Here is a 22,952-nt window from a genome sequence, read left to right on the forward strand (position 1 = left end):
CGACTACGTTAAAGAATCATTTACCTTTCTTTATTTCATTATCCAATTTGTGTTTCTAGTAAATTAGTTTTCTCATTTAAGAGCTCGGTATATGTAGCTAGCTCCTCTTTGCTGGTTGTTTTTATGTATATGGGTTCTCCAAAAATGATTGTAGCTTTCTTCATCTTCCGCAATTCCTTTAATGTTCGGGGACCAACATATAATGCAGGAATGATTGGTGCTTTCGATAAGTTACCAATTGTTACAGCACCTCTTTTTAAAGGTGCTCCTTCTGACGCTCTAGTGCCACTTGGGAATATGCCAACTACTTCTCCAGATTTCAAAAGCTTTACTGGCCGCTTTATACTGCTAGGAGATGGGTTTTCCCTGTCGACAGGAAAAGCATTTATGCTTCGTAGAAACCGCCCAACCAGTTTATTTTCAAAAAGTTCTTTCTTTGCCATAAAATGAATCGGCTTTGGTACACACATTCCTAATATGACAATTTCCAACCATCCTCTATGCGTACAAGTGACGATATACCCTACATCTTTCGGCAATAAATGTTCATTTTGCCTTTCTACTTTTCCAAATAAACGTACAACCAGTTTTGCAACCGATAATGTAAAATTATACATAGACCTCACCTTTTATTAGCTAGTTTTAGTATCTAGTGCTAATTATACTGTGCTAGAAATAAAAATACCAGACTATCGATTGGCCTGGTATAGGCTAGTCATTTACTTCAACTTATTCACCAGAACCTACATATCGATCTTTTGCAGCCCCAAAGCCAAAGAAAAAGAGCAATACAGACGCACCAACCAATAACAAAAGTGGAGTAGTCCAGCTATTCGTAACATCATGTAGAAAACCGAACAGCGTTGGACCAATAGCAGCAAGAAAGTAACCGACCGATTGCGCCATTCCAGACAATTCTGCAGCTTCATGTGAGTTCTTAGTACGCAAGCCGAAAAACATCATGGCTAATCCAAAAGCAAATCCTCCACCAATTCCTAAAAAAATTATCCATAAAACAATCAAACTCATACTTCCATAAAGTAATCCAAGTGTGCCACTTAACAGTAAAATTGTCATCAAGACAACTAATGTTCGTTGACTCGACATACGCCCAGCGATAACCGGAATAATAAAGGTAAACGGAAGTAGAGCTAACTGCAAAGTCGAAAGTAGCCAGCCAGATTGATCCGAACTTATCCCTTGTTCCTTTAGAATTTCAGGCAACCATGCGATCAGTACATAAAATATCAGAGATTGTAGACCCATAAACAATGTTACTTGCCAAGCTAGTGTCGAGCCCCATAAATTCACATTCTTGTTAGCAGTTTGAGTGTGAGCTGGTGATGTTTGAACATGGCGATGCTTCATTTGCGGTAACCAAAACAACATAGATATGAAGCTTAAAATCCCCCAAATCCCTAATGCTCCCTGCCAACCGTATCCTAACGTAAGCGCAATTGGAACACTAATACCAGAAGCGATTGCCCCACATAAGTTCATAGAAATAGAGTAAACACCTGTCATCATCCCCATTCGTTTCGGAAATTCTCGTTTAATCAGGCTTGGTAGTAGTACATTACAAATAGAAATGGCGAATCCGAGTATAGCGGTTCCAATATATAAGGTAGCCGTCCCTGATAAAGAACGAATAATAATACCAATTGTAAGGAAGATGACAGAAATCAGAATGATTCGTTCAACCCCAAATTTACGCCCTAATTTAGGTACAAAAGGCGAAAAAAATGCAAAAGCGAGTAATGGCAATGTGGTAATCATTCCTGCTACTGTATTCGATAAATGCATATTATCCCTAATAAGACCTACTAAAGGACCTACCGAAGTTAAAGGTGCACGTAGATTAGCTGCAATAAATATAATTCCTATAATAATTAGCCCTGGGGCTGATTGTTTCCTAATTATAGAAAGAGACTTTTTATCTTGATCTTGACTAAATTGATTGTGTAAACCCATATTGCTTCCTCCTTCAATTTCAACTCATCAACGCATTCATTGAATAGCATATACTTGTGTTGAAGTTTCTTCTTATACTGAAGAATTGTTTTCCATCATTAACGCATATTATAATATACTATTTTATAAATATTGTATATAATAATTTATTATTTTATGGAAATTATTATGATTCGATTTTTTAACAGAATAATAGTGAAAACAAAATAACCCTTAATCATCACTCATAAGGATGATTAAGGGTTATTTCTTGTATTTAGTGGGAGATACGAAGCTAAACCCCATACTTCAACACAATATGTAGAACGACTATATCATTAGAATGGTTTGTATAGGAATGTATACTATCTGCACGAAAACTAATAGAATCATACTCATTCAATTCATAGGAATCCTCATTCACGCTAATTGTAATCTTTCCCGACATCACTGTAACAATTTCAGTCGTATTCTGGTGATGTTTTTCTGGATGATAGGTGCTGTTTGGTTGTATGTAAGCACGACACATCTCAATTTCATTACTAGCATTTTGAAAGATAGGCTCCATAATCCAAGCTTTCGAATCCCCTGCGATTCTCAACCCTTGACCTGCCCTGGATACATTAACATTGCTTTCTCTTGCAAACAATGCCATAAGGGGTATCGACAATCCTCTTGAAATTTTCCACAACATTCCAAGTGTTGGATTTGTTTCCCCACGTTCGATATTTCCAAGGGTTAATTTGCTCACGCCAGTTAATTCCGATAAATCTTCAAGGCTCAATCGCTTATCTTTACGGAGTTTTTTTAGAGCATTCCCAACTTGTAATACAACTTGTTTTGGATCATCTGTCTCCACTTTCATTCCTCCCTTATGATATTACAAACTTAATTATTACGAATCGTCTAGTTTTAATACTTAAAAGCTTTGAAGTTCATTTATTATACCATTTAGGAATAAGTAACTTAAAATCTCCAAACTGATCCAATGTAAAACGAGTGTACTTTTGAAATTTATCTCTTTGTTTCACTGCAACTTCATGGCCCCATACTTCAGCAGAAATGATATGAATCGCTGCATATAAACGATGCAGTTGCCAAAAAGAAAGAGGAATTGGTTGATGGTCATGATAACCGTCTAATACCCCTTTGGAATAGGTCCTACTAATAGGAACATTAAAGTATTCCATTTTGTAAAACTCATTAATTGGATCTGCATATGTAATTTTTTGCATATCTATTAAACCAGTAAAACGGTCTTCTTCTACTAATATATTCCCTGGATGAAAATCATAATGCTGAACACAGTTAGGTCGATTTTTTAACAAATGCAAATTGTGTTCAATAAAAGGTATTACACATTCATAATGACTATTTTCTTTAACTATCTCGGTAAATGGAGTTGCTAGTCTTTCTACTCGGTTCCGCCATGTTTCTTCCCAGGTTTGGTGACTAGCTGGTGCGTGAACGCTGTGCAGACGCTTGAGTGTTTTGCCTACCTGACTTCCAATATTATATTGTTCTGTTTCGTTTTTTAACGGCAGTGCAATTTCTCCATTGTCTCCACTTATGTAATCTAGAATCATATATGCTTTTTCATCCACTACTCCTACTTCATGTACAAAAGGTATATGGCTATCCAATGCATGCACTTCATTAATAATTTCAGCTTGCTTTTTTAATTTTTGTACATTTCCATGCCCAGAAATGCGAAGTAAATAGGTATGGTCAACGCACCATTTCTCATCATCTGAAAACCCTTCCTCTATAAACTGAAAAATAGTGCACTTATTTAAGAAAGGTATATTTGGCTTTTCCATTAGTCTCCCCCTATTCATTGACTTAGAATTAGTAGAATATTTACTAACAAGAATCTTACTTTACATTATTTTCAGATTTTTCACAATGTATTTTTACCAAATAAAAAAGCCGATCCGTTATTTGTAGAAACAACAGATCGACCTCTAATGCTATTTTTTAACGAGCTGATCGTACGTTCGCGAGTACATTGATAGCGAGTATTATCACACTAAAGACAACAAGCACTCCACCGATTGCAGTAAATACAGTTGCTATTGCTGCTCCGTTTAAAATAAGGACGGTAAGTGCAATCATCATTAATGGAAATCCGATATTGGCAGTCCAAAAGTGAAGCTTGGCATATACGTTGCTACTGGTACTTGGAAATAAATAATAAACAAAACCTGCAAATGCGAAAGATGCCCATCCAATCAAATTGACATGTACATGCACACCTTTCAACGCATAATCATGCGCCATCGACATGTACAGACCTAACAGAACCCCAATCACAAAATAAACAACCGAAATCTTGATAAAGCGGATAGCCATGCCTACTTTCCCCTTTCTCATAATAGGATAATTAGTTCTATATATTCTATTTACAATGAAAAAGGAGTATGCTAGGTCTGTAAAATAATGGGGTTGTCCGCTCTGAATATATTTATCCCTTGTAGTTACAGATTATTATATTAAAGGTAAATCACTCTCTTGCATAGAATGTATATAAAGTGAAACTTCAATCAGTGGGGGTTTTCCGACGCACAGGACGTGCTAGTGGGGACGTTGCGACATGGACGTCGCGCTTTTAGTCCCCGTCATCCCCCACTGATTGTTAGTTAAACCAATCGGGCTTTTACGGGCAGTTGCACTTATCTTTGTGCTTTTCTTCAATCTTGTAGTGGGAGTCTTACTGCCCGTTAATGCGGGATAAAAGGAGGGCTAAATATGAGTTATATGAGTATAGTTTTTGCTGTCATCTATTTTTTTTTATTCTTATTTGTATGCTTTAAGATGTTTAAAACGAAACGAATTCCATCCAATCGATACACACCTTTTGATGACTTGATGACCGGCACGAAAACAGATATCAAACAAGTAAAAAGTATTCAAGATACAAAACACGAAACGGGATACGAAGAAAAAACACGTAAAAAACTATAAATGCTTTATTCCTTTAATTGATAATGAATTAGCTCATGCACTTTCTTAAATCCTGCAGCTTTATATAAGCGCTTGGCTTTATCCTTCTCTTTTGCAACACTCAGAGAAATTTCTTCGATTTCATTGATAGAAAAAAGATAGGACAAAGCGGCTCGGATCAGTAATGTACCAATCCCTTGTTTTTGATAGTCAGCTGCTACAGTAATGTATTCAATCGATCCTTCTTTATGCTCGGGATTCGCTTCGACATAAACGTATCCCTTAATCCTTCCTTCTTTTTCATTTATTACTAACAAATGATTATGATTACTTAATCGATCAAGTATTTCCGATGCCTTAAAATATGTATTTGGAAAATTTTTCTTATGAAGGCTCATAAATGAATCTCTATATGCTAAATCATAGGATTCTATCTGTGCCAAATCAACTTCCTCTAAATCGTTGTGGAAAGCTTTCAGCAATAAATGATTTCCCTTATTTATAGCATTTTTATGTATCGCAAACTGTTGAACGAACTCATTTTTTATATTTATGAAAAATGAAAATTCATTTACTTCGCTAGTTAATAATGCATTTGCTTTTTCCCACAAACTATCAGCAAGTTGATAATCTCCTTTATTTTTAATAAAAGGTCCCCATACTTCTGCACTTTTGCTTTCCTTATCTACATCAAATCCTAATGCACCAATCAGATTTTCTTCGTCATAAGCAACTACAAAAGATTGGGAGATATCTGCATCAGAAAATTCATGATACAACGTATGAGCAATCTCCTCCTTCGTGTCCCCACAATAACCGATATGGCTTTCCTGAACTGTATTCATTTCTTCTAAAAAAAGGGAGAGCATTTCAATGTCATTAAGGGGATTTAATCTAATATTCATCCTTTACAAACCTCATTTCATGAACATTTCTCTTTAATGTTGTTGGTATTAAAAACAATAGAGGGAGGAAACATTATGTTACAATCAAGATAAATCACAATAATTAAAGGAGGACCATATGTGCCGCAATATTAAAACACTTTTTAATTTTGAGCCAGTTGCAACAGATGATGAGATTTATGCAGCTTCCCTTCAATTCGTTCGTAAGGTTTCAGGATTTAATAAGCCTTCAAAAGTCAATGAAGAAAGTTTTCATAAAGCTGTGGAGGAAGTGTCTATAATAACTAAAAATTTGCTAGACACCCTAAAGACTAGCGCAGAACCACGCGATCGAGAGATGGAAGCAGAACAAGCTCGACTAAGAAATGCAAAAAGATTTGGAACTGGAGAAGTTTCATCATCTATTGAGTAATATGGAAGAGCTGCCCAATCGGGTCTAGCTCTCTTTTTATTTATTCCCAGACGTTATTCAATTTATCGGAATAAAAACGAATTGCTTTTTGGTAATTTAAAATATCCTTATCGCTAGTTGTATCTAACAGGCATTTTAATAATAATTCCATAGCATGATGATGTTCGTTTAAATTATATAGCGTCATTGCGTAGAATACCTGGATTGAATGATTGGTGGGAAAAAGGTTGATTCCTTTTAATAAAACATCTCTAGATTTTTCATATTCACCTAATGCTCTATATGTACTTCCTAATCCTAGTAGCGCCTCTTGTAAATCAGATTCAGGTAAACCTAACGCAATGGCGTTTTCATAGTAAGTTATTGCCTCGTTTTCTTTTCCTAATACATCAAAACTCCACGCACATTGGTAGTTAATGACTGCATCATTTGGCCATTTTTCTACCATTCGTAAAAGTAACGCATTAGATTCTTGAAAATTCCCTTCGTTTCTTAAATCTATTGCATGAGCTAATCCATCGGTCATCCTAATCCTCCTCTTTTCACTTACATTTTTCCTGATTAATTACGTAGAATGATACTTTTCTTTTAAGCCTTGCACACATGCAAATATAGCCACACAAGTGTAATCTATGTGCAGCTATTCATGTTGATAATGCTAATATATTATCCTATTCAAATCTTCCCAACAGCATTAAGGCTAATCAGTCTATCTCTTGCCTCTAAATATTCCTTATCCAGTTTGTCTACGAATTTTGCTGCACTAGTAATTTCATGGATAGAGCCAACACCTTGGCCGCTCCCCCAAATATCTTTCCAAGCTTTTGCGGACGTTTCACCAAAATTCATCTTAGATGGATCACTCTCCGGAAGATTGTCAGGGTCTAATCCAGCTGCTTTAATAGAAGACTTTAGATAATTCCCATGTACTCCGGTGAAAAGACTGCTATACACAATATCATCAGAGGTTGCTTCAACTATTGCTTGCTTATATTGTTCGGATGCACGTGCCTCTTCCGTTGCAATGAACGGCGAGCCGATATAGGCGAAATCAGCTCCCATTGCCTGAGCTGCGAGGATAGAACTGCCTGAAGCAATCGAACCCGATAAAGCAAGCGGACCATCGAACCACTGTCGTATTTCTTGCACTAAAGCAAAAGGACTCTTCACTCCAGCATGACCGCCAGCTCCTGCAGCAACTGCAATTATGCCGTCTGCTCCTTTATCGATTGCCTTGTGCGCGAACGTGTTATTAATCACGTCGTGCAGAGCAATTCCTCCATAGCTATGCGCAGCTGCGAATATCTCTTCACGAGCGCCTAACGATGAAATAATGATGGGAACCTTATACTTCACACATAATTCCATATCATGTTCTAAGCGGTCATTCGACTTGTGAACAATTTGATTGATTGCGAACGGTGCTGCTGGACGATCAGGATTTTTCGCGTTATAAGCTGCTAATTCCTCTGTAATTTCTGCCAACCATTCATCTAGTAAGGAAGCGGGTCTCGCATTAAGTGCTGGCATTGATCCAACAATCCCTGCCTTACACTGTTCGATTACTAGCTTTGGGTTACTAATAATAAATAGTGGTGCTCCGATTACAGGGAGACGTAGGTTCTGAAGTACTGACGGCATTTTTGACATTTGTTGTTCCTCCATTCAATAAACACAGTTATTTAATTGTTTCATAAATATTCTATCATCTTCGGTTTTAATTTTCAGATTAATAGGAATATAACATACTTAGGACTACTTGCATACCAGTAATTTAGGAAGGACAGGACGCACTAAAACAACAAAAAGGCCCTTTGACTTTATATCAAAGGACCATTTCTTTAGTTCAATACTTTCTTCTTAGATGCAGCAACTAATTCGCGGATTTTCTCCAACTCTTTCTGATGAAACGCCTCCACAATCGCGCTTCCAACAATAACTCCATCTACCAAAGCTCCAAGTGATTTTACTTGTTCCGGAGTCGAAATTCCGAACCCAGCAAGTACTGAAACTGAACTTATTCTTTTCAATTGATTCAAATGCTTTTCTAAATAGTCATCAAATCCATCTCGAACTCCTGTAATCCCATTAACAGTGACTGCATAAATAAAACCTTCTCCAGCAGCAACAATCTTTTCTATACGGTCCGGTGGGCTAGTTAGCGAAACAAGCGGAACAAGCGATACGTCAGTTTCTTGGAATGCATCTTTTAGCATTTCGTTTTCTTCCAATGGTACGTCTGGTACGATCAAACCATAAACGCCACTTTTCGCACAAGCTTGTGCAAATGCATCAATGCCATAACTTAAAATAGGGTTGATATACGTCATAATAACTAGCGGGATCTTAACTTCATTTCGAATTCCTTTTAGCTCCTCTAAAATAGTTCGCAATGTGGCACCTTTCTCAAGTGCCCGTTCCCCAGCTCGTTGAATCGTTGGACCATCTGCCACTGGATCAGAAAACGGGATACCAACCTCGATTGCGGTAGCCCCTGCTTCTTGTAGGAATAAAATTTGCTCTGTTAACGAACCGTCTCCTCCCATGATATAGGGTATAAACGCTTTCTCTCCTTCATTTACACGTTTTTGTATTGCTTTTGTTAATGTTGTTTTAGTCATTTTGAGCACCTCCAAGCGCCTCGCGAACAGTATGTACATCTTTATCCCCACGGCCTGATAAACAAATAACAACAATTTCGTCTTCCTGCATTGTTTTAGCCAAGCCTGCCGCATAGTGAATAGCATGTGCGCTTTCTAAAGCTGGTATAATTCCTTCTGTTTTTGCAAGCAATTGTAGTCCTTCAAGCGCCTCATTGTCAGTTACAGAAGTAAATGTTGCTCGACCTATATCATGCAAATAAGAATGCTCCGGCCCAACAGCGGGATAATCAAGTCCAGCAGAAATCGAATGTGCTTCTTGGATCAATCCATCGTCATCTTGTAACACATACATATACGCCCCGTGCAGTACGCCTTCTTTTCCACCAGCAATTGCTGCAGCATGCTTTCCAGTTTCAATTCCACTTCCAGCTGCTTCCACTCCATATAATGCAACTTTTTCATCTTCAATAAAAGGATGGAACATACCGATTGAGTTACTACCGCCACCAACACATGCTACAACCGCATCTGGTAAACGTCCTTCTTTTTCTATTACTTGTTTTCTTGTTTCCACCCCAATAACACGTTGGAAATCCCGCACAATTTTCGGAAATGGATGTGGTCCAAGCGCAGAACCAAGTATATAATGCGTGTCTTCTACATTTGACACCCAGTAGCGGAGTGCTTCATTGACAGCATCCTTTAGTGTTCCAGAACCTTGATCGACTGACACGACTTTTGCACCTAGAAGCTCCATTCGGAATACGTTTAGCTCTTGTCTACGAACATCTTCTTTCCCCATAAACACGACACATTCCATATCAAATAAGGCGCAAACAGTTGCAGTAGCCACCCCATGCTGACCTGCGCCAGTTTCTGCTACTATTTTCTTTTTCCCCATCCGTTTTGCAAGCAAAGCCTGCCCGATCGTGTTATTAATCTTATGTGCTCCCGTATGGTTTAAATCTTCTCGCTTTAAATAGATTTTTGCTCCACCAACTTGGCGAGTTAATCGTTCCGCAAAATAAAGTGGGGTTTCACGCCCAACATAATCCTTTAAGTAATAATTTACTTCTTCTATAAAAGCGGGATCTATTCTAGCATCCTCATAAGCTGTTTCTAATTCTATCAATGCCGTCATTAATGTTTCAGGAACGAATTGTCCCCCGAATCGTCCATATCTACTCGATGTTGTTTGTACCATTAGCTCATCTCTCCTCATCTTTTGCCGCTTGAATAAACGAACGAATCAATTGCTCATCTTTTCTACCATGTTTTTCTACTCCGCTGGATACGTCCACCATATATGGCTTTACTCGTTGTATAGCCTCCGCTACATTTTCTACATTTAGCCCACCAGCTAATATCACTTTTTCTTGTGGAACTTCATGTCCTAGCATTAGCTGCCAATCAAATGTGATCCCACTTCCAGCTTGCGGTGCATCAAATAGAAAGAAGTCCGTTTCATATTGCTTTGCACGTTCGACATCTTCTTCAGTTCGAATTGATAAAGCTTTAATAGAAGGATAATTAGCTGATTGAACAAAATCTGAACTTTCATTGCCATGAAATTGAATAAGATCTAAAGGTACTTCATGATAAGCCTTTTCTAGTTCTTCTTTTGTCGGATTTACAAAAACACCAACTTTCAATACAGTAGAAGGAATGTCTTTTGCTAATTCCTGAGCCTTTTCCAACGAGATTTGCCGCTTACTAGGAGCAAAAACAAAGCCAATTGCATCTGTCCCTGCTTCAACAGCAACTTTGACATGTTCCTTTTCCATTAATCCACAAATTTTCACTTTCGTCATTTCAGAATGCCCCCTAGCTCCACTTGTAGGGACCGAAGTGCACTTTCAACATCGCCACTACGCATCAGCGACTCACCAACAAGCACTGCGCGAGCACCTGCTTTTGCAACACGTTCTGCGTCCTCTGTCTTCCAAATACCACTTTCGCTTATGAGTACTCGCTCTTCATGGAACGGGAAAACCGATGCAATTTCTTCTGTCCGCTTTAAATCGACGTCAAAAGTTCGTAAGTCTCGATTATTTACACCGATTATTTTTGCACCTAGCTGTAGGGCACGATTTAATTCCTCTGCATCATGCACTTCGACGAGTACTTCTAGGCCTAGATTAGTTGCATATTCATAAAGCTCCGTAAGCTTCATTTTATTCAGTGCTGCCACAATTAAAAGAATGACAGAAGCTCCAGCATTTTTTGCATGATCAATTTGCACAGGATGGATAATAAAATCTTTGCATAATAAAGGAATTGATACTGTTCGCGCCACATCTGCTAAATCTTTAAAGGATCCTTTGAAAAAGGGAGTATCCGTCAAAACAGAAATACAAGCGGCCCCTGCCTCATAATAAGCTTTTGCTTGTGACTCAGGATTTACACCTTCTGCTATTAACCCTTTAGAAGGAGATGCGCGCTTTATTTCAGAAATCACCTGCAAATGCTCACTTCGGTATAATCGATCAAACAAAGAAGGACGCTCTACTCCACTTTCTACCATCGAAGATTGTTCTTCTAGCAAGATCTCAATTTGTTTCTTTTTCTCGACTAGTATCTTGTCTAAAATGGTTACCATCATACTACCTCCTGTTTGCGTGCGTTATTACTGAAGTCGATCACCGATTCTAGTTTTGCAAGTGCTTTGCCAGACAAAATACTATCCGCTGCGAGTTTTACCCCTTCTTGAATCGTACCTACCATTGCATTTGCATATAATCCAACCCCTGCATTAAATATCACTGTGTCAAAAAATGGACTGCGTTCTCCTTGCAATACCGATCGCATGATTTTCGCATTTTCAAACGCATCCCCACCCCGGATTGCTGTCACTGGAGCAGCTCTAAGCCCCACATCTTCTGGCGTTAAAGTAAAAGGTATTAAATCCCCTTTATCTACTAGTACAAAAGAGTTTTTTCCTGCTAAAGATGCTTCATCCATACCTAGCGCCCCGCAAACAATGATTGCTCGTTCTCTTCCAAGCATTTGCAAAACAGTTGCATACTCCATCGTAAAGTCCGGTCGATTAATACCTGTATATTGAGCCGCAAGTTCAATTGGATTAGTTAGTGGGCCGATCAAATTAAAGATAGTCGGCTTCCCAATTTGTTGTCTTACTTGCCCGATTCGCTTTAACTTAGGATGAACGCTTGGTGCATAAAGAAAAGTTAGCCCTTCTCGTGCAAGTAAATCCATCGACGCTTCCGAAGAGATAGTAGTATCTATTCCTAATGCTTCTAATACGTCCGAGCTACCTGCCGCACTTGAAATTTTCCGATTACCATGTTTTGCAACAGATGCTCCTGCTCCTGCTAATACAAAAGCTGAAGTCGTACTGATGTTAAAGCTTTTTAAACCATCTCCACCGGTACCACAGTTATCCATGTAGTTTCCTGCTGGTTCATTCAATTTGAGCGCAAACGACTTCATAACAGTGGCAAGTGCTGCCACTTCATTGGCTGTTTCTCCTTTTTTGGATAGGGCGATTAGAAAATCAGCAATGGTTTGTAACTCTGTCGCTTCATCAAACATTAAACGGGACGCTTCTATCATTTCTTCATATTGTAAGTGTTCATTTTTCTCTACTTTTTCAATAAAATTTCTCATCTCGGCTCTCTCCTCTGCTTAACTCAACTTCACTATTTTTAGAAATAAAAAAAGTCCTCTTCAAAAGAATTCAAAAAGAATTCCTTTGAAGAGGACGGTGTTGACCGCGTTGCCACCTCTTGTTGGAGCGTCACCACTCCCACTTTAATTCCTGTAACGTAGGAAACACGTCTATCCCTAAAACGAATCTTCGCTCTCAAGATAGCTCTCATAAGCCCATTCACATCTGTTACAAATCAGTTTTCACCAACCACTGACTCTCTAAATTGCGCACAAATGCTACTCTTCTTATTCAAATAATTTCTCCGCTATGCTCATCTAATCTCAGCTCAACTGTTCTATGGGCGATGTCGCTCCCGACATCTTCTACCCGTATCCGAACATTTAAGTTACTGTCTATGATAGTAGTAATACTTTTAATTGTCAAACTATTTTTCCCTGTTATATTTTGTTAGTGGTTTTAAAATGTTATTCCATCAATTATTTCTATATATTCGTCTTTTTTATTTTGCCGAGCAATCCAAGTGTTTGCTGCAAATAAATAGTCAAATAGTTTGCAGTTATTCTGTGAATAGCAAATAATAGATTATATACCCAACTAGAAAGAAGAGAATTGAATGAAAAGAACCCTTGTAATAAGTGATATTCACGGAGAATTAGAAAAGTTTGAACAGTTACTTCGCCAAGTAGAATACAATCCTGAAAATGACCAATTAATCTTATTAGGTGATTACATTGACCGTGGTCCAAATGCTAAGGGTGTCATTGCAAAAGTGATTAGTTTACAAAAAGCTGGGGCTCAGGTACTGAAGGGTAATCATGAAGATATGATGGTAAAAGCGTTAACGAGCGATGTTGAAAAGTCTTGGAACCATTGGGTAAAGCTAGGCGGTGGAGATAAAACGTTATTTAGCTATGGCTTTTCCGAAAATGACTTTACTGTAAATGCGGAAAACTTTCGTAAACCAATATTACAATCAGCTGTATTACAGCAACATTTAGAATTTGTACAAGGCTTAAAAAATTACATAGAAACTCCCGACTATATTTTTGTCCATGCAGGTGTGCACCCAACGTCATCTCTTTCCGAGACAAATCCGCATATTTTATTGTGGATTCGGGATGAATTTCATAAAAGCTATGCCGGAGAAAAGACTGTTATATTCGGGCATACAGAAACAAGCCTACTTCATGAGGAAAAAGAAAATTACAATGTGTATTTCGGAGACAATCGAATCATCGGTATTGATGGTGGAGCTGTATACGGTGGTCAATTGAATTGTCTAGAATTGCCTAGTCAAAAAGTGTATTCGGTGAAATAAAAAAGGAAACAAGGGCATGCTTTGCATACAATCTGCATTGCTTACCTTTGTTCCTGAATCTTTCATAATATTTATCTGTACTACTATCCCATTTGAAAATTACCTTAATGTACTGACGATAATTGCAATAAAATCGTATGTCCTGCTACTTTTATTTCTGTTCCCTCACTTATGTCCTCTTTTATCAGTAAATGACGCATCAACAAATTTTGTTGCAACATTTGCTTATATTTCTCAAATACAGTCTGAAGTTCTTTATCTGCTTTTACTGTTATATCAACACGTAAATCAATAGGAAGGTTCAATTGTTTCCTATACGCTTGTATTGCTCGGATTAGTTCGCGAGCCATTCCTTCTTGTAAAAGTTCTTCGGTTAAAGAAATATTTAAAGTAACGGTGTACACTCCATTTGATGCGGAAGCATATCCATCCCTCACGATTTTTTCAATCTGTACATCTTCTAATGCTATATTAATTCTTTCGAATTCAATGAAACCGACTTTCGTAAATCGTTGTACTTGCGTTTCACTTAATGATTGAAGCCATGCATTAATGGAATTTGACTGTTTGCCAAACTTTGCTCCGGCTTTTTTGAAATCGAGTTTTACTTTGGTAGAAACAAACTTCCCTTCATTGTCTATCAACTCAAATTGCTTAACATTTAACTCATCTTTTATAATATCTTCGTATAAATTCCAATTAATATCATTATTTGAACTCATAAGAGAGAGGCCACCTAATGGTTGTTTTACCTTTAAGGAAGTACTATTTCTTACACTTCTTCCTAACTCAACTACTTGTAAGACAGCAGCCATTTCTTTTTCTAGCTTTTCATTTATTAATTGTCCATCTGCTTTAGGGAAATTGGATAAATGAACACTTTCACCCGTCAAATTCCTATACACATCTTCCGCCACAAAAGGAGTTAGTGGCGCTAACAACTGGCTAGTTTTGGTTAATACTTCGTTTAGCGTTTTATATGCAGCTGCCTTTTCTGGGTTCATACCACTAGACCAAAATCTTTCTCTTGATCGTCTTACATACCAATTACTTACTTGCTCTAACAAATTTGCAATTTCTCTTGCAGCGCTTGTAAATTGATAATCATCTAAACTAGTTCTCACCGCTTTAATCGTGCTATGCAAACGTGATAATATCCAGTCGTCCAACTTATTTTTCTTCATTTTAACTTCCGCTTTAGGGCTGTAATTATCTAAATTCGTATACAAGGAATAAAAACTAAACACATTATCGAAAGTATCGATTAGTTTAGATTTCGCTTCTTGCACGATCCGTTCTGAAAAACGTTTCGTATTCCAAGGTGCACTGTCTACTAATAAAGACCAGCGTAATGCATCTGCTCCATACTTTTGTATTAACTCCACAGGATCCAATGCATTTCCTTTACTCTTAGACATTTTTTGCCCATTTTCATCCAATATATGTCCCGTCGATAGTACTCGTTTATAGGGCGCTTTTCCTGTAAATAGAGTGGATACGGCAAGCAAGCTATAAAACCATCCACGTGTTTGATCAATTCCTTCTATTACTACATCTGCCGGAAATTGTTTTTCAAATAGCTCTTTATTTTCAAATGGAAAATGGTATTGAGCAAATGGCATAGAACCACTATCAAACCAGACATCGATGACTTCAGGCGTTCTAATCATTGTCCCACCACAATTGGAACACCAAAGCTTCACTTGATCGACATAAGGTTTATGCAGTTCGATATCATCTAAAGGGTCAAGCGAAAACAGCTTTAAATCTTCTATACTTTTTGGCGCATATTCATGATTACACGCTTCACATTCCCAAACATTAAGCGGAGTTCCCCAATAACGTTTTCTGCTAATATTCCAATCAACCATTTGCTCTAAAAAATTGCCGAATCTTCCGTGCTTTATATGATCTGGGTACCAGGTGACTTGTTCATTGTTTTGGATGAACTGTTCTTTCAAGGCAGTTGTTTGGATAAACCAGCTTTCATTTGCATAATACAAAAGGGGGGAATCGCAACGCCAGCAATGAGGGTAGCTATGTTCGTACTTTTCTTTGCTGAAAAGTAAACCTTTCGCAGCTAGGTAACGAACAATATCTACATCGCAATCCTTTACAAACCGACCTCCAAAACCGATCACTTCCGGCGCATACTTTCCTTTTTCATCCACTACGTTGACAAAAGATAATCCATTTTCTTTTACTACTTTATAGTCATCTTCCCCATAAGCAGGCGCAATATGAACAATCCCTGTTCCACTCTCTGCAGACACATAGTCAGCAGTCACTACTTTATGTCCGGTTTCTACTTTTACAAAATCAAATAATGGTGTATATGGAATATCTTTCAATTCTTCGCCGAGATGTACAGAAAGTATTTCATGTTCTTCCTTTAATACCGAACTAGCCAATGCTTCTGCTACTATGAAGATGTCTTGCCCTTGTTTAGCTCGAACATATTTCAACGAAGGATGAACTGCTAGTGCTACATTTGCTGGTAAAGTCCAAGGTGTTGTCGTCCATCCAAGAAAATATTCATTATCCCGACCCTCTATTTTAAATTTAGCTGTTGCCGATAAATCTTTTACCATTTTATAACCTTGTGACACTTCATGCGAGCTGAGGGAAGTTTGACAGCTAGGACAGTAAGGCGAAACTCTATGACCTTTATGAAGCAATCCTTTTTCGTGAATAGTACCGAGTATATTCCATTCACTTTCTATATAAGCATTGCTTAACGTCAAATAGGGATCATCCATATCCACCCAATAACCAAGACTTTCTGTAAACTCTCTCCATTGTTTTTCATAAACAAAAACACTTTCTTTACATTTTTGAATGAATGCCTCTACTCCATACTTTTCGATATCGCCTTTACCGGAAATCCCTAATTGCTTTTCGACTCCGAGCTCGACCGGTAAACCATGTGTATCCCAACCAGCTTTGCGCACTACTTGATGTCCAGTCATGGTTTTATATCTTGCAACGACATCTTTGATTGTACGTCCTAATGCATGACCGACGTGCGGCAAGCCATTGGCAGTTGGCGGGCCTTCATAAAATACAAAAGAAGGGCTCCCCTCTCTATTTTCCACCGATTTTTGAAAAGTTTCATTTTGCTGCCAATGTCGTCGTACACGTTCTTCTCGCCTTAAAGCAGTTTCTTTTTCATTTTCCTTCACCATTTGGTATCACTCCTAATTTTGTCCCGCATTAACGGGCAGTAAGACTCCCAATTCAAGATTTTAAAAAAAGCGAAAAGATAAGTGGGAGATCAACTGCCCGTAAAAGCCCGATTGGTTCAACTAACAATCAGTGGGGGATGACGGGGACTAAAAGCGCGACGTCCATGTCGCGACGTCCCCACTAGCACATCCTATGCGTCGAAAAACCCCCACTGTTTGAAGTTTCACTTTATTAAATAAAACATACAAAAAACCCGCCCCTGTAAAAAGGGACGGGTTTAACCGCGATACCACCCTAATTCTAATGCAAGATTTTCGTTCTGCAATAGCACTTAGCCACGTACGATCATACGCGTTCTTTTTAACGGTAGACACCCGGTCTCACTTACTACACTTCAGCTCGACTTCTCAGAGAGGATTTTCATACATGAACGGAACACCGGATTTCAGCATACACCGGCTCTCTTTGGAACAGTTTCATCTACTACTTTTTCTCATCAACGAATTTGTATGGTTTTATTATTGAAGAATTTAACACAAGTCTAAATTGTTTGTCAACTTAGTATATGATTTATTTTTTGTTTTGATAGTAAATTAGAAAATCCGTCCATTGATTATTTTCGAAGGAAAATTGTTCTCGTTTACATTCAAGGGTATATCCCGCTTTTTCGACTAATTTTTTCGAAGGTTCATTGTCTATGTTAATATGCAATTCAATTCGATGAAAATTTAGTTCAGTGAAGAAAACTTTAGATGCTGCTTTTACACTTTCTACAGCATATCCTTTTTTCCAAAACTGATTATGGATCGAATACCCCAACATTGCCCACTGATAATCCATTCTAAGAATAGTGATGAGCTCTACTTTTCCCACATTAGCCCCATCTTCTTTTCTAAATACTCCTAAAATATACATTTCATCTTTGGCAGCTGCCTGGTGAAATCCTTCAATCCACTGGTTAAACCAATCTTTTGTAAAATTTGACATATCAGTATATCCATCATCGTATTTGTATTGGGAAGGTAAACGATTGTTAAACCCCTCATACCAGTTTGAGTAATCTTCTTTTTGGAAAGACCTTATTATTAGTCTTTCGGTTTCTATGAATAAATTTGTTTTTTCCAAGTATTACCCTCCCATTTTAAAAAAACATAATATTTATTTACTTCTAAAATATCATACTACTCAATTAAGTACTTGATTCTAACGTTACGTTAGGTTTTATAATGAGGATAGGAACAAGAAATGAGGGATAATTTTGTATTCAATCGGAAATTTAGCAAAATTGAGCAACTCCACTGTAAGGACCCTTCGCTATTACGATGAAATAGGACTGTTAACTCCTTCTCAATTAAGTGAAGGTGGACATCGGTATTACGAGGAACAGGACGTCATCAAATTGCAGTATATAAAGATATTGAAGGAAATAGGATTTAGTCTAATAACAATAAGAGAAATGTTAGAACATCAGCATTTAAGCCATAAAGATGCACTTACTATGCAATTAAAAGTATTAGAAATAGAGAAAGAACGTATCGAGGAACAATCTCGCTCTATTCGGTATTTACTTCAACTAAGTGAGTTTGAGGAACTTGCAAATTGGAAGGATGTTTTCGATCGAATTCCTATGAACCCCTCTTCTACCAATACGGAAGTGTATGAGCGTATTTGGAAGAACTATTTTTCAAAAGAGGAAGTTCAATTGTTTAAGGATTTACCTAAGATTGGAGACAATGACGAAACCATACAGGTCTATATTTCCTTAATAAATGATATTAGACAGAATCTCAATATCGATATTACAAGTTCAAAAGCACAAGATTTGGCAAGCAGATATATTGAATTACTCGAAAAAGACTTTAAAGGGGATTTTCAACTAGCTGAAAAAGTTTGGAATAAGCAAAAAGAAGTGAAAGATGGTCTTGGTTTTTATCAATTTGATCCGGCTATTGTAGACTTTATAGAAAAGGCAATTGTACATTACTTTACGGTTAATGCCAAAGGACAATAGGATGAAAATAAATTATATCTTAGTAGAGTTAATTGTATATTTAGGGCTACCATATGTCATTTGGACACATGGGAGAAGTTTTATCGGTGATTATTATGCGATGTTATTATCTACAATTCCAGCAATCGTCTACACTATTTATCGTTTTATGAAGGACCGCCAATTTAATATAGTTGGGGTTTTCATTATTTCTTCTCTTTTGTTTAGCTCCCTGCTTGATTTACTTGCTGGATCTGCTATTCAGATGCTATGGAATTCTGTCTTTCTGAGCTATGGATTTACTTTAATTTATATTATTTCCATGTTGATTAAAAAACCGCTAGCCATATATCTTGCAGTAGAATTCATGCATCTGCAAGGATATCCGCGAGATAAAAGTAAAAAACTATATTTCATAAAGGAGAATGTGAAATTATTTCAGTTGGTTACTGCCATTTTTGTTATTCGTGGGCTAGTCATGAACACCATTATGCTCTGGCTAATTATTAATCATGGTGCAGATGCGTTTATGCATTTAATAATCATTAGAAAAGCATTAGGTTTAGTATTTTCAGTTCTAATATTTATCGCGTTTTTATTTGCTGGGAATAAAACAATGCAAGTAATGAAGGAAAGGGACAGGGACTGGATAAAAAAGGTACCAGGTTCAAAAACAATTCAGAATTAAATGAGAACCTGGCACCCAAACGAAAATTTAACTAGTTTGCTCTAAGCATTGATAAACGGACATCATATCTCGTTTATTTAATTCACGAATACGATAGAAGATCGGAATATCTGCGACTGCTTTTGTATAGAAGTCAGCAGCAACGACGTCACTTACTTTTCCAGTGAGCCATGTTTCGACAGGGATGCCTTCGACCACTTCCTGAAGTCCTTCCTCATTGATGCCGCTTGCATTACAGCTTACGCAGGGTATCGTTAATTTAAATACGCCATCATGGAGGTTTTCTTCTGTGATGGCTTTCTTCCCTTTACAAAATGGACAGGGCTGGCTTTTTTTAATTTTATTAATTTGGGTAACTAATTTTTTATATCCAAACGCTTCATACACATAGGTCAGTTTCTTGTATTTTCCATTGGTGAAATACTGATCTATGATTGTTTCTCTTGTTTCATTGATGGTAGGAAAATCGCAGATGGTCACTTGGTTATGTTTACTGATGGATTCGATATTGTCTTTGATTGAGTCCCAGAATGGCAAGACATTTTGTAAAACCATTTCATAGCCTGTAAAACTTGCTAGCTCTAGCTCCAGTATTTTCAAGGCGACTTGTGTTTCCCTAGGAAGTAGAGAGACGTCTTCCGTTAATACCATATCTCCGCCAACTATGGATTTCACTTTTTCTAGTTCAGGTAAGTTCCCTACTGTTTTTATCACTTCATCAAGTGGTTGCTGAATAATCTCTCGGATATCCGTGTCACCAAATGGGAGTTTTTTATGATGGTTTAACACGGTGCCATGACAAATCGGACAGGTGATTTTTTCTTTAGAATCTTTCATTTGCTCTTTAATCATGGATTTTGAAATGACCATATACATGCCAAGGATCGTATTAAAGCCTACCCACGTTCTACGCGCCTTGCCTTTCTTGTCATAAAAAGACTTTTCAAAATACCCATACCAAAACGTATGCTTTTCATCCTCCGACATTTCATTGTAGCTTTTTGTCAGATCATGACCGAGCTCATTTTTTAATTCTTCAAATACAAATTCTAACTTAGAGTATTGATAATATTTTAATACTTCCATGACTTCCGGATATAATAATCCATCCCAGAAGGGAACATTTTTGTCCTGTATCACAAGCTCTTTATCAAATATTTCAATCACAAGACGTCCCGAGCAAGATGGGCAATGATTGTCCGTAGTAAAGAAATCAAAGCTTTTCGTATCTTTATTCGTCGGATGCAATGCTACGATATGATTGACCAGACCGCCAATTTCATAAAGAAAACTATATTGGCTATATAAATGTCTTTCAAGGTCAATAGCAATGACAGGCGCTATTTTATTGGATTGGTATTCACTATAAATCAAACGAGCCATGGAGGATAAACTTTTTAAAATACCACCCTTATAGATATTTTCTGCATTTTTAAAATAATCGATAGGCTGCTCTTCCAAGTAATGAATACCCGTTTGTTGCTTTAGTTTGGAAGAAATAGGTGATGGAGTAGTGGCCTCCGCTCGATTATGATGTCCATAATAATCATCATGACTAACAACTTCTAGATGCTTCACAGGTGCAAGCTGTCTTTTACCAAAATCAACGATAAAATCAGCGTTCTCCATCATATAATCATTATGCTCAATCATCAAGATAGAGACCGATTCATCTTGTAAAATTTCCCTGACACTATCAATGAATTGGTTTAAAATATTTTGAGATAATCCTTTTGATGGCTCGTCAAATATAAAAAGTGTATGAGGATTTCTCGAGTTAGCAAACAGCTCCGATACTAAATGTACACATTGAAATTCACCAGTCGATAAGGTTTGTGTTTTTCTATTTAAAGTCAAATAACCAAGGCCTAATTTGATGAGTAAGCTTAATCGTTTATAGGCGATATCTTCACTTGGCAATTCATCAATAATATCTTCAATTGAACGCTCGAAAATATCATCCATATCCTCCTGGTATTTGGTGAGTTTCTTTTTTATATCTAGAAAAGTGGCCACGGTTGACCGACTTGTAATCGATTGGTTTCGATCTTGGCCTACCATTACTAGCTTATCTTTTGGATATCGATTCAGAAAGTCTTTGGCTATGCACTCATTCACCAGGGTGGATTTACCGCATCCTGACTCGCCTGTAAAGGTTACCAGTCTATTTTTCGGTATTTGAATCTCCTCTATTTGAATATTACGACAGTATAAATCATGAAATTGATAGTAATCTGTCGGTTCTTCTGTATTTCTTTTGATATGGACTGGTTTTGGACGTGGTGATTCTTCTACAATTTTGCCACCATATTTACCGCTACCGGGACCAAAGAATAATTGCTCATCTGTTAAATCAAGCACTGTGTCAGAATGGTCAATGAGCCAAATCTGATTCTTATAGCCTAGTTGTGTGATCTCTTCTAAAATTTTTAGTAATGTTTGGTGGTCGAGACCCACGGATATTTCATCAATTATAATAACCGTATTTTCACTTGTGGCCATAAATTCAGCCAAGTAAAGACGTGTTAATTCTCCACCTGACAATGTCCCCATAATTCGATTTAACGTTAAATATCCGATATTCATATTAATTATGTTTCGAAGAATATTTTGCTTTCCTTCGCTTAAGTTTAAAACTTCTGCTTGTGAAAGAATGGATTCAATACTTAGGTTGTTGATATCGGAAATATTATGTAACTCATCGAATAACTCCATCGTATATTGGAGGACTTCTTCGTTATAGCGTGTGCCTTCACATGTCGGGCATTCGACGTTTTTGGTATAACCGCGTCCTTTACATTTTGGACACCAGCCTAATTCATTATTGAACGAGAACACTTCTGGAGAAAGATTGAATTTATTGGCAAGACATTCCCGAATTTCTGTAAAAGCACCAGTATGAGTACCAATGGTTGAACGTGGATTGGAAGAAATAGAGGATCTTCCGAGAAATAGTACTAATGGCATTTCCTCCATCTTGATAGCGCTGAAGTTAGTTTCCATAATATTAGGAAATAAATATTGATATTCTGCTTTTGGTAATAGGGAAACGAGACGCTTTTTAGATTCTTCCCCTACGGTTTGACAAAATGTTGTTTTACCAGAGCCGGACAAACCTGCAATTCCTAACGATTTATCTGTTGGTAATTCTGCATCCAATCTATATATATTGTTCGCAATGAGTTGTTTTACTTTCATAGTGCTCTCCCCTCTATTTGATAAGTTTAGTGTTGCCACAATAGTAAAATTTCAATTGAAAAGCTGAGAAATAAGAAGAGCGCTTTTCCAATTTCAGAAATGCGCTCTTATATACATTAATAAGGGCA

General features: G+C 37.3%; 21 protein-coding genes and 2 other annotated features. Of the genes, 5 read left to right on the forward strand and 16 right to left on the reverse strand.

Translation table 11 applies throughout. The features are described 5' to 3' along the window. Positions 1 to 38: 38 nt before the first annotated feature. The 5 genes from FG382_RS00865 to FG382_RS00885 all read right to left on the reverse strand — a co-directional run bounded on the left by FG382_RS00865 (position 39) and on the right by FG382_RS00885 (position 4,302). Positions 39 to 617 (reverse strand): lysophospholipid acyltransferase family protein, encoded by a 579-nt coding sequence (locus tag FG382_RS00865; RefSeq protein ID WP_142536989.1) that lies wholly within the window; start codon positions 615 to 617, stop codon positions 39 to 41. A gap of 112 nt (positions 618 to 729) precedes the next feature. Further along, positions 730 to 1,971 (reverse strand): CynX/NimT family MFS transporter, encoded by a 1,242-nt coding sequence (locus tag FG382_RS00870; protein WP_142536990.1) that lies wholly within the window; start codon positions 1,969 to 1,971, stop codon positions 730 to 732. Between the two features lie 274 nt (positions 1,972 to 2,245). Then, positions 2,246 to 2,815 carry a helix-turn-helix domain-containing protein gene (locus tag FG382_RS00875; protein ID WP_142536991.1) on the reverse strand — a complete coding sequence of 190 codons (570 nt, stop codon included), beginning with the start codon at positions 2,813 to 2,815 and terminating at the stop codon, positions 2,246 to 2,248. A 70-nt stretch (positions 2,816 to 2,885) separates the two neighbouring features. Beyond that, positions 2,886 to 3,770 carry an aminoglycoside phosphotransferase family protein gene (locus tag FG382_RS00880; protein ID WP_170206419.1) on the reverse strand — a complete coding sequence of 295 codons (885 nt, stop codon included), beginning with the start codon at positions 3,768 to 3,770 and terminating at the stop codon, positions 2,886 to 2,888. Positions 3,771 to 3,927: 157 nt separating this feature from the next. Beyond that, positions 3,928 to 4,302, reverse strand: a complete 375-nt coding sequence (locus FG382_RS00885; RefSeq protein WP_142536993.1) for a cytochrome-c oxidase — start codon at positions 4,300 to 4,302, stop codon at positions 3,928 to 3,930. Between the two features lie 396 nt (positions 4,303 to 4,698). Here FG382_RS00885 and FG382_RS00890 point away from each other — a divergent pair, with 396 nt between their 5' ends. Beyond that, the gene (locus FG382_RS00890; protein ID WP_229677328.1) at positions 4,699 to 4,914 is read left to right on the forward strand and encodes a hypothetical protein; all 216 of its coding nucleotides are present in this window, start codon (positions 4,699 to 4,701) and stop codon (positions 4,912 to 4,914) included. Positions 4,915 to 4,919: 5 nt separating this feature from the next. On the opposite strand, the gene FG382_RS00895 is transcribed toward FG382_RS00890, so the two are convergent. After that, positions 4,920 to 5,672, reverse strand: coding sequence for a GNAT family N-acetyltransferase (locus FG382_RS00895; RefSeq protein ID WP_170206420.1), 753 nt, complete (start codon positions 5,670 to 5,672; stop codon positions 4,920 to 4,922). 244 nt (positions 5,673 to 5,916) lie between these two features. Between FG382_RS00895 and FG382_RS00900 the strand changes: the two genes are divergently transcribed. Then, complete coding sequence (locus FG382_RS00900) at positions 5,917 to 6,210, forward strand: DUF2277 domain-containing protein (RefSeq protein ID WP_142536995.1); 294 nt, start codon at positions 5,917 to 5,919, stop codon at positions 6,208 to 6,210. A 40-nt stretch (positions 6,211 to 6,250) separates the two neighbouring features. Here FG382_RS00900 and FG382_RS00905 read toward each other — a convergent pair whose 3' ends face one another. From FG382_RS00905 to trpD, 7 genes are all read right to left on the reverse strand, one after another. Then, the gene (locus tag FG382_RS00905) at positions 6,251 to 6,736 is read right to left on the reverse strand and encodes a tetratricopeptide repeat protein (RefSeq protein WP_142536996.1); all 486 of its coding nucleotides are present in this window, start codon (positions 6,734 to 6,736) and stop codon (positions 6,251 to 6,253) included. A 149-nt stretch (positions 6,737 to 6,885) separates the two neighbouring features. Continuing rightward, positions 6,886 to 7,860: an NAD(P)H-dependent flavin oxidoreductase gene (locus tag FG382_RS00910; protein WP_142536997.1), complete on the reverse strand. Its 975-nt coding sequence runs from the start codon at positions 7,858 to 7,860 to the stop codon at positions 6,886 to 6,888. Between the two features lie 191 nt (positions 7,861 to 8,051). Continuing rightward, positions 8,052 to 8,831 (reverse strand): tryptophan synthase subunit alpha, encoded by a 780-nt coding sequence (trpA, locus tag FG382_RS00915; RefSeq protein WP_142536998.1) that lies wholly within the window; start codon positions 8,829 to 8,831, stop codon positions 8,052 to 8,054. Beyond that, positions 8,824 to 10,017 (reverse strand): tryptophan synthase subunit beta, encoded by a 1,194-nt coding sequence (trpB, locus tag FG382_RS00920; protein WP_142536999.1) that lies wholly within the window; start codon positions 10,015 to 10,017, stop codon positions 8,824 to 8,826. Before trpB ends, trpA begins: the two co-directional genes overlap by 8 nt. A 4-nt stretch (positions 10,018 to 10,021) precedes the next feature. Continuing rightward, positions 10,022 to 10,624, reverse strand: coding sequence for a phosphoribosylanthranilate isomerase (locus FG382_RS00925; RefSeq protein ID WP_142537000.1), 603 nt, complete (start codon positions 10,622 to 10,624; stop codon positions 10,022 to 10,024). Then, the gene (gene trpC, locus FG382_RS00930) at positions 10,621 to 11,412 is read right to left on the reverse strand and encodes an indole-3-glycerol phosphate synthase TrpC (RefSeq protein ID WP_142537001.1); all 792 of its coding nucleotides are present in this window, start codon (positions 11,410 to 11,412) and stop codon (positions 10,621 to 10,623) included. Before trpC ends, FG382_RS00925 begins: the two co-directional genes overlap by 4 nt. Continuing rightward, positions 11,412 to 12,440, reverse strand: coding sequence for an anthranilate phosphoribosyltransferase (gene trpD / locus FG382_RS00935; RefSeq protein ID WP_142537002.1), 1,029 nt, complete (start codon positions 12,438 to 12,440; stop codon positions 11,412 to 11,414). The genes trpC and trpD overlap by 1 nt, the downstream gene beginning before the upstream one ends. Positions 12,441 to 12,527: 87 nt before the next feature. Further along, positions 12,528 to 12,745: a binding site (T-box leader), on the reverse strand. A gap of 312 nt (positions 12,746 to 13,057) precedes the next feature. Here trpD and FG382_RS00940 point away from each other — a divergent pair. After that, a complete protein-coding gene (locus FG382_RS00940; protein WP_142537003.1) occupies positions 13,058 to 13,762 on the forward strand; it encodes a metallophosphoesterase family protein in 705 nt (234 codons plus the stop codon). A gap of 104 nt (positions 13,763 to 13,866) precedes the next feature. Here FG382_RS00940 and ileS read toward each other — a convergent pair whose 3' ends face one another. Both ileS and FG382_RS00950 read right to left on the reverse strand, forming a co-directional pair. Then, a complete protein-coding gene (gene ileS, locus FG382_RS00945) occupies positions 13,867 to 16,947 on the reverse strand; it encodes an isoleucine--tRNA ligase (protein ID WP_142537004.1) in 3,081 nt (1,026 codons plus the stop codon). Between the two features lie 265 nt (positions 16,948 to 17,212). Further along, positions 17,213 to 17,457, reverse strand: a binding site (T-box leader). A 61-nt stretch (positions 17,458 to 17,518) separates the two neighbouring features. Beyond that, on the reverse strand, positions 17,519 to 18,073 hold the full coding sequence (locus tag FG382_RS00950; protein ID WP_142537005.1) for a GNAT family N-acetyltransferase: 555 nt from the start codon (positions 18,071 to 18,073) through the stop codon (positions 17,519 to 17,521). 133 nt (positions 18,074 to 18,206) lie between these two features. Between FG382_RS00950 and FG382_RS00955 the strand changes: the two genes are divergently transcribed. Next, the gene (locus FG382_RS00955; protein WP_170206421.1) at positions 18,207 to 18,959 is read left to right on the forward strand and encodes a MerR family transcriptional regulator; all 753 of its coding nucleotides are present in this window, start codon (positions 18,207 to 18,209) and stop codon (positions 18,957 to 18,959) included. A 1-nt stretch (position 18,960) separates the two neighbouring features. Beyond that, positions 18,961 to 19,626 carry a VC0807 family protein gene (locus FG382_RS00960; protein WP_142537007.1) on the forward strand — a complete coding sequence of 222 codons (666 nt, stop codon included), beginning with the start codon at positions 18,961 to 18,963 and terminating at the stop codon, positions 19,624 to 19,626. 27 nt (positions 19,627 to 19,653) lie between these two features. On the opposite strand, the gene FG382_RS00965 is transcribed toward FG382_RS00960, so the two are convergent. Further along, entirely contained in the window at positions 19,654 to 22,824 is a 3,171-nt protein-coding gene (locus FG382_RS00965) for an ATP-binding cassette domain-containing protein (RefSeq protein ID WP_142537008.1), read from the reverse strand. Positions 22,825 to 22,952: the final 128 nt, after the last annotated feature.

It is taken from the genome of Psychrobacillus lasiicapitis, assembly GCF_006861795.1.
Classification (GTDB): Bacteria; Bacillota; Bacilli; order Bacillales_A; family Planococcaceae; genus Psychrobacillus; species Psychrobacillus lasiicapitis.